Origin of the sequence: Mesoflavibacter zeaxanthinifaciens subsp. sabulilitoris, from assembly GCF_014191595.1 — a bacterium.
Classification (GTDB): Bacteria; Bacteroidota; Bacteroidia; order Flavobacteriales; family Flavobacteriaceae; genus Mesoflavibacter; species Mesoflavibacter zeaxanthinifaciens.
The window spans coordinates 83293-96437 of sequence record NZ_JACHWV010000001.1 but is presented as its reverse complement, the minus strand read 5'-3'; the positions used below and the strand labels follow the sequence as shown (position 1 = coordinate 96437).

The window sequence follows — 13145 nt, the reverse complement described above, 5'->3', positions numbered from 1 at the left end:
TTACACCTAAGCAACGCCTTTATATATTAACAATTGTTAATCATTATTTTTTATGTCTAGTTTCAGATGAAACAGATAATTTCTTTCTTCCTTTAGCACGACGACGCGCTAATACTTTTCTACCATTAGCAGAAGCCATTCTTTCTCTAAAACCATGCTTGTTTCTTCTTTTTCTTTTCGATGGTTGAAACGTTCTTTTACTCATTGTATATTATCTTTAAATCTGAAAATGTAATTTTTAATATAATTCTGGTTTTGAAATCTCCAAAACTGAGCGCAAATATACAAAGGGTTTTTAATTTGACAAACCTAAAATTAAAAATATTTTTCAATAAAATTTTAGTTTCTTTGCAAAAGCAAATAAAACAATGCTTTTATGTCCTTTAAAAAATTATTTTTATTAGTCCTTTTAATAGGTTTTACTAGTGTTATACAAGCACAACACTATCTTGGCTATAACTTAAATGTTGGTGACACCTTAAAGATCACTCAGGTTTCTGAACAAGAAATTATTCAAAAAATGAATGATCAAGAACATAAAATTATTAATAATCTTGGTGGAGATTATCTGTTTCACATCAAAAAAGAGACAGATAGCTCTTATATTATCAACTTTAAGTATGATTCATTTTTCATGAAAACCACTTCCAATTTAGCAGGAACAATATTTAATGTTGATACTAAAAAAGATATTAGTGAAGACGATGTAGAAGGAAAAATCTTTAAAGGGTTAACCGAAACTGCTTTAGAGATAAACATGCTAAAAACAGGAAAAATTGTAAGTTTAGTTGGTACCGAGGACTTAATTAACAATATGATTGACGATCTTGATTTTGATAATTTTACTAAAGAAATCATGAAAGAATCTATACGAAATGAATTTGGAGGCGAAAGCCTTATTGAAAGTCTTGGTCAGTTTACTTTTATGTACCCAGATAAAACGGTAACTATTGGTGAATCATGGAATAATGAGTTTAAAGGAGACATGAAAGCTAAGAATACTTGGCAACTAGATAAGGTTGATAACAATTTACATATCTCTTGCAATAGTACCATAACTTTAACATCTAAAGAAGATACACTTACCATGAACTTAGAAGGTACGCAACAATCTGTAATTACTTCTAACAAAAATTCTGGTTGGCCAATAGAAGCCAAAATTACTTCTACAGCAAAAGGAATTTCTATTATGAAAGGTATGGAAAGTGTAGAAATCCCTACAACAATAATTTCAACAACAACATATAAACCATTTAAATAAAACATGTACAATAAAATTTTTAAACTAATACTAGCGGTAGGAATATTTGGAGTTGCAATCTGGCAATTTATTGACGGTGAGATAGGTAATGGTATCATGTACCTTTTACTTTCTTTAGTATTTCTGTTTTTATATTTTAAAAATGAATTTATTCTTCTTGCCTTTTTACGCCTAAGAAAACAAGATTTTGACGGCGCCAAAAAATGGCTTAATAAAATTAAAAATCCTGAAGCTGCATTAGTAAAAAAACAACAAGGGTATTACAACTTTTTACACGGGATAATGGTATCTCAAGACAATGTAAATGAAGCAGAACGTTATTTTAAAAAAGCAGTAAGCTTAGGGTTGTCGATGGATCACGATATGGCTATGGCAAAATTAAACTTAGCTGGTATTGCTTTTTCTAAACGAAGAAAACAAGAAGCTACAAAACTACTTGCCGAAGCACAAAAACTAGACAAACAAGGTATGCTTACTGACCAAATAAAAATGATGAAGCAAAATATGAAGCAAGCGCAAATGCCTAAGCAACATTATGGTCAAGGTGGATCTTTAAGGTCTCAAAAAAGAAGAAGCAGATAAGCATATTTACCGTTTTAACGTAAAATGTCCTTTGTAAGTTAAACCATTTGCTCTGGTTACAACAAACCAATAGTCGTTGGTTGGCATAGTATTACCATTATAAGTACCATCCCAACCAGCGTCTTGACTTCCCAATTGTTTTAACAATTTACCATACCTATCAAAGATAAAGACTTTTAAATCTGGTTCTAGATTAGAAAATTTTATCTGCCAAAATTCATTTATATCATCTCCATTTGGAGTGAAATATTTAGGGTAATGTAATAGATAAACGTCTTTATCTACAATACCACATCCATTACTATCCTTAATGTAAACTCTATATTCTCCTGGTTCTAAATTAGAAAAAGTGTTTTGAGTTTGATAATCAATTCCATTTAAAGAATATAGGTAATTCCCTGCTCCAGAAGTCATTACTGCTATTGAATTTTCATTAGCAGTCCAATCTGAAATTTCTATATTTTCGATAGTTGCTGGTTCTGAATTTATTACTTGATAATTCTTTGTGCTTTCACAATAAAAATCACCTATTTCATCAATAATAGTTACTGTATAGGTACCAGCTTGATCTACAGTTATACTTTGTGTTGTTTCTTCTGTTGACCATAAATACGCATCAAAACCAGAATCTGCTATTAATGTTGCTGTACCATTAGGACAGATGTAAACTGTTTCTTCTTCACTTAAAACAGGTACTTGACCAACATATATTTGAAATGACGTTGTTGCATGACACAATGCTAAATTATTATGTATAACCCTTGCGTAAACCGTTTGAGGATTGGTATTATTTGTAAATTGATTTGGCAACGGATTATTACCTGTATCTGCATCAGACTGGGATAAATGATAGGTTATTGTGTAGTTATTTGGATTTTGATTTCCTAAAATTTGTTCGTTTTGAGTGTCTAATTGAAACACTTCTTGGTCTATACCATCTGCTTTGCAAATTGTAAAGTCGTCTGGTTGGTTTGCTCTAGCTAATGGTAATAAATTTTCGAGATTAATGGTTATATTTTCAATGCTTCCGCAGGCATCTTCTACTCTAATTTCGTAAATATTATTGGGTAAGTCTGAAAACACGTTATTAGTTCCGTTATTTATTGTTATTGGGGAAATAATACTATAATTGAAAGGCGCTACACCAATAGCTTCTACTACGACGTCTGACGGATTACCACCACTAGAACAATTTAGATTATAAACTCCTGAAATGACTAAATCTGAATATACAGTGAAATTGGCAAATTGATCTAAACAATACACGTCTGGATTTTCTGAATTTATAGATTGAAACACTTTTATTAATCTAAAATCTCCTGTTAAAAAGATATTGTAAAGTGTCTCCATATTTTCTATTTCAATAGCAGTTGTGCTATTTGGTATATCGCCTTCTGTGTATGCTACACCGGTATTTGGATGTCCCCAAACTTCATCTTCTTCAAAGTAATATTGCAACCAATATGTTTGATTAGTTACGGTTTGATCTAAATCATTAATAGTAACATCAAAAGAACCACAGTTTCTAGTTAATGTGTATGCAAAAGGATTACTGGTATAGCTATTTATGGTAACATCTGTTGTGTAATCAAAATTACAGGTATCAGTAGATTCAAATTGATAATCACCAACGGGTAAATTATTTATAAAAAGGTTACCATTTCCATCTAATAAACTGGTCGCATCAAAAGGAATTGTTTCCGCGAAAGCGGAAGGTGCAGCAACAATAATGATTTCTGATAATTGTCCATGATTACTACTTAGATTTAAAGAACCTGTTTCTGTTTCGCAATTTGGAAGCGTTAACACACTTAATCCTTGAAACTGAAATACCGGAATATTAGCATCTAAAGTATATTCTACACCACAATTATCAACTACAGTAACAACATAATCTCCTGCAGGAAGATTATTATCTTGAATGGTTAAAATATCTCCAACAATAAACTCGTCTGCATTAAATGGTAATGTTTCTGGAAATGATGATGGTGCGCTAATAATGGTTGCTGTAATGACCTCACGTTCAGGAATTCTAACTTCTAAAATACCAGAATTTGGAGAACATCCATTATTGCTTGTTATTACTAACGGATCTACAACAACTTCGTCTACAAAAATAGTACCCGTTCCTACACGATTGCAAGAATCTACTACTTCTACAGTGTACATACCTGTTGGTACTGGATTATCGTCAAAACCAAAAATTATAGTTCCGTCATCTTGCGTAAATGGTCCTGGATAATTTTCGTTATAATCTGATGGATCAAAACCTGAAGGCGCAGATGTAAAACTTAAAGTGAAAGGCGGTAAGTAATTATTGATTGCGACGTTTAAAAATTCGCCACAAAATTCTTCTGTAGTCGTTAAATTAACTTTTGGGTTTGGGTTTACAATTTGGTCAGATTCAAAAATCAATCCGCAAGAATCTACAATCAAAACATTTACATCAAAACTATCTGATCCAAATAATGGAATTAATTGATTGATTGTAAAATTTAAATCGTCTCCACTAGTAATACTTTGACTAAAAGCAACCTCTGGAGAACCATCTGGTGGATATAGTGTTAACGTTACTGAAAGCGGATAAATTATTGTTGTATCTTCTGCTGCATCAATAGAAATTTCGACATCTGCTTCATCACAATTATCGTATACAATTGGCAAACCTACCTCGCCTATAATTAAGTCATTAATGTCTAGTAACATGGTGTAGGTTTTTGAGAGCGCATTATCACAATCGTCATAAACTCTAATAATGTAAGTACCTTGAGGCAAATCTGTAAAAACATTTGAAGTTTGAGGAGCAACCGTTTCTGGTCCAGAAATTACCTCGTAAGACACTGGATTACCTGATGATATATTTACTGTGATTTTACCAAACTCGTCACAATTTGACGTGGTTGAATGCGAAATATCGTAATCTAAAGTTGTAGTTAAATTGTTAATTGTAATGTCTTGCTGTTGCTCATTTTCTTCACTTCCAAGAGTTTGTGTCGCAACGACAATGTAATCTCCAGATGGCAAACTACTAAAAGAAGACGCTGTAGTTTCTGCAATTGGATTTGTACTGTCTGGTAGTAAAAATAATGAATAAGTAATTGTTGCTCCAACTGCTGTATTATTTACACTCATTGTCAAAGCACCGTTACCAGAACACGTTTCGCCTGTTGCAGTTACTACTAGATTAAAGTCTGGTAATTGAGCAAATACAGACCAATGTGTAAGAAAAAAGAATGTAAAAAAACAAAATATCCTTTTTAATCTAAAAAAACTTATGTTGGTTGATGTTTTAATTTCATTATCAATTTAGCCCTTTAAATATACGACTAAAAAATTTTTGAATTAAATAATTATAACAACGGAGCCCAAAGCCTGCAATAAGCTTCTTTTAAACGTTCTAATTTACCTCTGTTTTTCCATTGGTCGTAGTCCATACACAAAGAATTATCCAAATCGTTTAAATACATCTGTTTTGCTTTTAAAGCTTGTTCTTTACTGTAGATTAAAGCATTAATTTCGAAGTTAATATTGAAACTTCTATAATCCATATTACAAGTACCAATGGTTGTAAAGACATCATCAATAACCATTGTTTTAGCATGGGTAAATCCTTTTTTGTATCTGTAAACCTTAACGTTAGCATCAAACAATTGTTCTAAATAAGAGTTTGTTGCATGTTGTGCTATCCAAGAGTCTGATTTATCTGGTATTAAAATCCTAACATCTACTCCACTTTTTGAAGCAACTTGCATTGCGGTTATAATTTGATCATTAGGAATAAAATAAGGTGTCGCTATATACACGTATTTTTCTGCAGTTACTATTGAGAAGAAGATAGCTTCCATAATGTTTGCCCAATCGGTATCAGGACCACTTGCAGCAATTTGAATTGGAGTAATGGTTTCTGTTTTATTTTTTGGAAAATAGGTTTGATTTAGCTCTATTTTTTTATCTGAAACAAAATTCCAGTTGGTTAAAAATTGAACTTGAAGTGTAAATACTGCTTCACCTGTAATTCTAAGATGTGTATCTCTCCAATACTTTTTGTTTTCTGGATAATTCACATAAGTGTCCGAAACATTTATTCCTCCAACATAACCAATTTCGCCATCAATAATCACTATTTTTCGGTGATCTCGGTAATTCATTTTACCAGTAAATTTTGGAAATAACACTGGCATAAACGGATGATGCTCTATTGAAGATTGCGTAAGCCTTCTTTTCATTTTAGATGAAATTTTGCTTCCTACATCATCATAACTTAACTTTACTTGTACACCTTGATCTGCTTTTTTAAGTAGTAATTCTAAAAATCTTGTACCAATTTTATCATCTTTTAAAATATAATACTCCACGTGAATGTGTTGTTTTGCGGACTCTATATCTTTAAAGAGCTTTTCAAATTTATTTTCACCATTAATTATAATTTCAACATCATTATACTGTGTTAACGGTGATTTATCATTTTTTTGAAGTAGTTGAACTAAACGTATTTGATCTTCTTCTGCTTCTGCTTCATAAAAAGTTAAAGCTTCGGGTTTTATCTCTAATTTATCTTCAATAGATTGTATTAATTCATTATTTAAAATGTCTTTTTTATTGAAGATTTTATTTTTTCTATACTCTTGACCAAACAGATAATAAACGATTAAACCAAAAAAAGGAAACACTAACAATACAATAATGTATGTTAGTGTTTTTGTAGGATTTATAGATTTAAATAGAATGGTAACAACTGCAATTAGTGCCAATATATAGTTTAGCGTTATTGCTATTGTCCACCAATGTGATTGTAAAAACTCTATCATTTAAGGTTGTATGTTATAATAACCTTCTTTAGGCAATTCTATAAAATATTGCTTTCTTGATTTATTATTTAAATGCGGCTCTCTTAACCAAGGATTGTGTAGTTTTAAAATTTTATAGTTTATACCAAACTGCTTTGCAAAACCAGCAAAATCTGTAACCGCTGTATCTACTTCTACTAAATATGTTGGTACTTTAGAGTATAAGTCTTTATCTCTAAAATTAAAACCATATTTTGAAGGGTTTGATAAAATTTCTTTTAAAGCTAAAATCCTAAATACATAACGACCAGTTTCTTCACCTAACAACAAATCGTAATAACCTTTAACTTGTTGTGCATCTAACCTTCTTTTTATACCTGCATTACCAGCGTTATAAGCTGCAGCTGCAAGTGTCCAACTACCTAAATTTTCTTTTGCTTTTTTTAGATAATCGCAAGCTACTTCTGTTGCTTTTTCTAAGTGGTATCTTTCATCTACGTTACTATTAACTTCTAACCCATGTTCACGACCTGTGGCTCTCATAATCTGCCAAAATCCACTTGCTCCAGCTGGTGATTTTGCATTGGTTAAACCACTTTCTATAACTGCTAGATATTTAAAATCATCAGGCACGCCATGTTTTGCTAAAATAGGTTCTATTATAGGAAAGTATTTTTTAGCTCTTTTAAACATTAATAAACCGTTAGATTGCCAATAGGTATTTACTAAAAGCTCTCTATCCATTCGTTCTAAAATATCAGGATTTGATAATGGTACTTCTTCGCCTGCAAAATCCATATAATCTGGAACTTGTAATGCGTATACGTTATAGTCGTTTATAAGTTTTTTTGTGAAATTTTCGTCTGTTGGAGCTTCTTGCATAGCATTGATAGATAATGCTCCAATAGCGACTAAACCAACTGCTGCTAATATGTTTTTAACTAACTTCATCTTCATTATTTCTTTTTCTAAATTTAAAAATTTTATTTGATTTTTTATTAATTACCTAGGATTAGTTTTGGTAAATTTTCGTTAAACCATTTATACTTATTTATAATCATAATGTGTGTTCCGCCTTTAATTTTTGTACAATTTGATATGTAAGAACACGGAAACACCATATCATTATCGCCATGTATGTGTATGGCTTCTGGTATTGCTTGATCTTGTTCCCAACATATTACTTGCTCTATTGCCCAATCTAAATATGCTTTATCACTAACAGATAGGTATTTTTTATACAACTCTACACGTTTTGTAATAGTTTCTCCAAAAGCATATTTTGCTAATAAATCTATATTACCCATTAATTGCGTAGGAAGCAATTTATAAGCTTTAGTTACTTTAAGCAACTTCATACGTTTTGGCAACTCATGTTTAGTCTTAACGCTAGAAACAACAAATAATTTTCTTACACTAATATGTTTACTCATTTCTTGCACTAAAATACCTCCAAAAGACACACCTAAAAGTACAGGGTTTTCATGTTTTACTTCTTCGCACATACGTTTGGCATAATCTTGTAAAGTTTCTTTTTTTAATGGCATTTTCCACGATAACCAAAAAATTTCAAACTGATCTTCGGGTAATTTTATATATTCAAAAATTGTAGGATTTGCCGCCATACCTGGCATTAAGTAAACTGGTATTAACTGCTGATTCATAAGCTTTTAACAACTTAAACAACTATTGTTGTTATTATTTTTTGTAAATTTGTAGTATAAAACTAAAAAATAGTTTGGTACTATTTTTGAAACTTCCTTGATAATTAATAAAACTTTATAAATATGATTGATGCAGCTGAGCTGATTGACAACGATTTTTTACGTCAATTTGAACTGAAAATAGATGATCATTTTGCTAAAATTGAGTATTCTCTTCAAGAAAAAAAGATTTTTTTAACCAAGTTAATTGTTCCTGATGCACTTGATAATGACGAGTTTAAAACAGATTTTATTAAAATAGTTTTTGATAATATCGAAGAGCGCAACTTAAGTGTTGTCCCAACAAGTCCTTACATTGCTAAATTTATTAGAAAAAACCGCCAATTTAAAAGGTTATTACCTGTTGGTGTAAGAATCTAATTAGGTTTAATTTAACTTAAAAGCAAAACATCCGAAGTTAATCACTTCGGATGTTTTGTTTTATATCACTTCTGCGTTTACAAAATCGAATCTTACTAAACCGTCTGTGTCTATTTTAGTAAGCTGGACTTGATGAAGCGTATTGACTAATTCTGGGTTCCATGGTGCTTTAACCTTGACATAATTTTCTGTAAAGCCGTGTATGTAACCTTCTTTATTTTCTGATTCAAAAAGTACGGTTCTTTTTGTACCTATTTGTGACTCGTAAAATGCACGACGCTTTTTAACGCTTAATCCTCGTAACATTTTACTTCGTTTTGATCTTACTTTTTTAGGCACAACGCCATCCATTTTAGCTGCTACTGTATTTTCTCTTTCAGAATATGTAAATACGTGTAGGTATGAAATATCTAATTCATTTAAAAAATTGTAGGTTTCTAAAAAGTGCTCATCCGTTTCACCAGGAAAACCAACAATAACATCTACTCCTATACACGCATGAGGCATCACTTTTTTTATTTGTTCTACACGATCTACATACAACTCTCTTAAATAACGACGTCTCATTTTTTTAAGCATATCGTTACTTCCGCTTTGTAATGGAATATGAAAATGAGGTACAAACGTTTTACTTTGGGCTACAAAATCTATAGTTTCATTTTTAAGCAAATTAGGTTCGATAGAAGAGATACGTAAACGCTCTATACCTTCAACTTCGTCTAAAGCTTGTACTAATTCGTAAAATGTATGCTCGTGTTTTTTATTACCAAATTCGCCTTTACCGTAATCTCCAATGTTTACTCCTGTTAAGACAATTTCTTTGATATTTCTTTCTGAAATCTCTTTAGCATTTTTTAGTACATTTTCTAAAGTATCACTTCGTGAAATACCACGTGCTAAAGGAATTGTACAATATGTACATTTATAATCACAACCATCTTGTACTTTTAAAAAAGCACGTGTTCTGTCACCTATTGAGTAACTTCCAACATAAAAATCAGCTTCTTCTATTTCGCACGAGTGTACTTCGCCAAAATCATTTTTTGACAAATCGTTTAGGTAATCTGTAATCTTAAATTTTTCGGTAGCACCAAGCACTAAATCTACTCCATTTACGTCTGCTAACTCTTGTGGCTTTAATTGCGCGTAACAACCTACAGCAGCAATAAAAGCTTCTGGATTTGATTTTTGCGCTTGCTTTACTATGGTTTTAAAACGTTTATCTGCATTTTCGGTTACAGAGCATGTGTTTATAACATAAATATCTGCTTCATCATTAAAATCTACACGCTCAAAACCTTCGTCTTTAAAGGAGCGCGCAATGGTTGATGTTTCAGAAAAATTAAGTTTACAACCTAAAGTATAAAAGCCAACTTTCTTTTTGTTATTCAATGCAATTCGTGTTTATGCTAAGTAAGTTTTGTTATATTTACCTAGTGCTATTAAAATTTGTGGCTGCAAAAATACGTAATTTTTCCTGCTATAAAAAGCGTTTAAACCTTTAAAATCAATATGTCTACATTAGAAAAAAGACTACAAGAAGTCTATCGTTTTTTTGAAAATAAAGATACTGTTTTAGGCTACAGAAAACTTATGGATTGTGCTTTAGACACACAAAACTTAGAGATTTATAATCAAATTATTGAAGTTACCGATTGGAAATCTAAACATCCTGATAACGAAAGCGAATTTATAACTAAATGCTTGAAGGTTTTAGAGGACATTTCTAAAATTCCTATTGAGGTTTACAACAATTTTAAACCTATTGTCACAGCAACAAACATCACTAAAAGTTATGGTTCTAATAGTTTTAGTTTGGGACCTATTAATCTTTCTATAAAAAAAGGAAACGTGTATGGTTTAGTTGGTGAAAATGGAAACGGAAAAACAACACTTTTACGTGTACTTGCTAAAGAGTTAAAACACACTTCTGGTAATTTAAACTATGATTTTGATAGTAAAGTAAATACCGATTTTGAACTAAGATCTAAATTAGTTTACATACCGCAACGTACCCAAAAATGGTACGGTAGTTTAAAAGACAACTTAAAATTTGTGTTGTCTAATTATGGAATTAGTCCCGAAGAAAATGAAACCAGAGTTTTAATGATGATTTGTAGACTTGGTCTTTGGGATTACAAACATTTAAAATGGAGCGAATTATCTTCTGGTTACAAAATGCGTTTTGAACTTGCAAGAACTTTATTGCGTCAACCAGAATTACTATTACTTGACGAACCGTTAGCAAACCTTGATGTTTTAGCACAACAAGTTATCCTTGAAGACTTAAAATCTATTTGCAACTCCTTAAATCATCCTATTGCATTAATTTTAAGCTCTCAACAATTATATGAAGTTGAAAAAGTTTCGGATAAGGTTATTTATTTAAAAAACGGAAAATACACAGATAACAACAATTCTGAAACTGAAGAAACAGCAGAAAAAAATCAACTAATTATAGAAATTGATTGTCATTGCGAACGTGAAAAACTTCAGCAAATTTTTAATCCATTGCAACTTGAAAAATTGGTTTTTAATGGCGGAATTTATGTAGCATATTTTGATACTAACACTCAATTTTATCAAGTTTTAGAAGCGCTAGGTAATCATCAAATTGATGTAACCTATACCAGAAACATAACTAAATCTACCAGACGTTTTTTTGTATCCTAATCTCTATTATTCAAAATGAAACAGTTCATTTCTAAAATAAATAAGTATTTAATTGAACATCATCCAACTTTATGGAATACCAAAGTAGTTTGGATGTTAGGTGCTTCTTTAATTATTCATATTCTATTCTTTTTATTTGGTTTAATTACATTAACTAACCCAGAAAGCTTACAAAATAGAGGCGCAGAAAATATCTTTTTTGATAATGGCGCAATTTTCTTTAGCATGATGATTTCTGTAGTTATGCTAGTACTTTGGCTAGTATTTATGTTTAAAAACAACGCGTTTAAAAACTACTATCCAACAACTGCTTTTAAGCTATTTAAGCAGTTTGTATTATACTTAATTATCATATTTTTTTCGATAACCTTTTACTTTTCTTATAACTTTGGTTTAAAGACATATATCGTCAATAAATATCCTGACAACATTACTAAAAATGAAATTTTAACTGCTAATAAGGCTAGTGTATTTTTATCGCACTCTTTAAAAAATTATACTGTAGACCGACTAGTTTATCCTAAACCTTTTGATTCTTTACATTGTGAAACTGAATACTCTAAAATTGATTTAGATAAACCTTATCTTGATTTTTTAGGAAAAAAATATCAGTTTTATAACTTAAGATTTGTCTCTTATTATGATAGTGACAAACCTATTCATTACAATGTAAAAGGCTACGTGTATTATAAGCATAAAGACACTACCTCAATATATGCTTATAAAGATTCTGTTGTAGATGTTTCTGCATATTTAAAATCTGCTAATCCAAATTATTACAACTATTCCAAAATATTTTACAGTTATGATAAAGACGATGTAGACTATTTATACTCTAGATATGAATACAATCCTTTAGACGATAGATATGGAAATGTGTCTAAAAAACAATTAGTACAAAAAGGAAATTTTGATTTATTAAACAGAAATAATCCTGATGAAATAAAACAGTTGTTAAACAGCTTTTTACAAGTATCTAAAAAGTATAGAATAAAAACCAATTTAGATACAGACAGCTGGTTTAACATGGTTTACAATCCAACAGGTTTTGAAGTAAAACACCTTATAAACAACAGAGATTATCCTTACAAAAAAAGTTACAGATCCAACTTAGATCGATCTGATTTTGAAATCTATCAAGATAAAATAATGACTAACAAATTTTTTGACTCAGATCATCTTAAAATTGTGTTTGAAAACTTAGACGATATAAAAAACAAAACTATTATAGATGCTAGCATACATGCTTTTATTTGGATTGCTTTTGCAATTGCATTACTTATATTCTGTTTTAGAGTAACCAGTTTAAAATCAGTTTTATTTACTATTGTTAGTGGTATATTACTTACTATTTTTATATCATTAGTAGCAGCTGCTATAGGCTTCACCTCAAGAAGTGGCGGTATTGATTTTGAATACTTTATGATGTATTTTGTATTATTTATCGCATCCATTATAATAATTATTGGTCTATTTGGAGTCACTAAATTAAAAAAGCTAGTAGGCAGTATTTTTATCAATCTAACATTATCTGGATTTGTCGCTTACGTATTATTAATTATGGCTATTATTACATCACACCAAAGCGATGCGTGTCGCTTGAAATTTCCTGATTATTCTGAAAGAACTGAAAATTGTTTTATTCTATTAAGTGACTTAGGTTTGTGGTCAAGTTTAATTTTATTTGTTGTTGGTATTGTTTTTACTTACTTATATTGCAATACTATCTTAAAATGGAGAGCTACACCAGAAAACTAA

General features: G+C 30.5%; 11 protein-coding genes. 5 read left to right on the top strand and 6 right to left on the bottom strand.

Annotated elements, in window-relative coordinates; all coding sequences use genetic code 11:
- Positions 1–43: 43 nt before the first annotated feature.
- Complete coding sequence (gene rpmH / locus FHS04_RS00425; RefSeq protein WP_027878648.1) at positions 44–205, bottom strand: 50S ribosomal protein L34; 162 nt, start codon at positions 203–205, stop codon at positions 44–46.
- Between the two features lie 171 nt (positions 206–376).
- Between rpmH and FHS04_RS00420 the strand changes: the two genes are divergently transcribed.
- Positions 377–1261, top strand: a complete 885-nt coding sequence (locus tag FHS04_RS00420) for a DUF6263 family protein (protein ID WP_106676898.1) — start codon at positions 377–379, stop codon at positions 1259–1261.
- Positions 1262–1264: 3 nt separating this feature from the next.
- A complete protein-coding gene (locus FHS04_RS00415; RefSeq protein ID WP_027878646.1) occupies positions 1265–1843 on the top strand; it encodes a tetratricopeptide repeat protein in 579 nt (192 codons plus the stop codon).
- A gap of 6 nt (positions 1844–1849) precedes the next feature.
- Here the strand turns inward: FHS04_RS00415 and FHS04_RS00410 are convergent, their stop codons facing one another.
- The 4 genes from FHS04_RS00410 to FHS04_RS00395 form a co-directional block, all read right to left on the bottom strand.
- The gene (locus FHS04_RS00410) at positions 1850–4975 is read right to left on the bottom strand and encodes a T9SS type B sorting domain-containing protein (RefSeq protein ID WP_106676900.1); all 3126 of its coding nucleotides are present in this window, start codon (positions 4973–4975) and stop codon (positions 1850–1852) included.
- A gap of 218 nt (positions 4976–5193) precedes the next feature.
- The gene (cls, locus tag FHS04_RS00405) at positions 5194–6651 is read right to left on the bottom strand and encodes a cardiolipin synthase (RefSeq protein WP_106676902.1); all 1458 of its coding nucleotides are present in this window, start codon (positions 6649–6651) and stop codon (positions 5194–5196) included.
- Positions 6652–7581: a lytic transglycosylase domain-containing protein gene (locus tag FHS04_RS00400; RefSeq protein WP_106676904.1), complete on the bottom strand. Its 930-nt coding sequence runs from the start codon at positions 7579–7581 to the stop codon at positions 6652–6654.
- A 47-nt stretch (positions 7582–7628) separates the two neighbouring features.
- Complete coding sequence (locus FHS04_RS00395; RefSeq protein WP_106676905.1) at positions 7629–8294, bottom strand: alpha/beta hydrolase family protein; 666 nt, start codon at positions 8292–8294, stop codon at positions 7629–7631.
- Positions 8295–8417: 123 nt separating this feature from the next.
- On the opposite strand from FHS04_RS00395, the gene FHS04_RS00390 reads away from it, so the two are divergent.
- Complete coding sequence (locus FHS04_RS00390) at positions 8418–8714, top strand: GNAT family N-acetyltransferase (RefSeq protein WP_181256104.1); 297 nt, start codon at positions 8418–8420, stop codon at positions 8712–8714.
- 60 nt (positions 8715–8774) lie between these two features.
- Here FHS04_RS00390 and mtaB read toward each other — a convergent pair whose 3' ends face one another.
- Complete coding sequence (gene mtaB, locus FHS04_RS00385; RefSeq protein ID WP_106676907.1) at positions 8775–10106, bottom strand: tRNA (N(6)-L-threonylcarbamoyladenosine(37)-C(2))-methylthiotransferase MtaB; 1332 nt, start codon at positions 10104–10106, stop codon at positions 8775–8777.
- A 120-nt stretch (positions 10107–10226) separates the two neighbouring features.
- On the opposite strand from mtaB, the gene FHS04_RS00380 reads away from it, so the two are divergent.
- Positions 10227–11387, top strand: a complete 1161-nt coding sequence (locus FHS04_RS00380; protein ID WP_106676909.1) for an ABC transporter ATP-binding protein — start codon at positions 10227–10229, stop codon at positions 11385–11387.
- 15 nt (positions 11388–11402) lie between these two features.
- On the top strand, positions 11403–13145 hold the full coding sequence (locus tag FHS04_RS00375) for a hypothetical protein (protein WP_106676911.1): 1743 nt from the start codon (positions 11403–11405) through the stop codon (positions 13143–13145).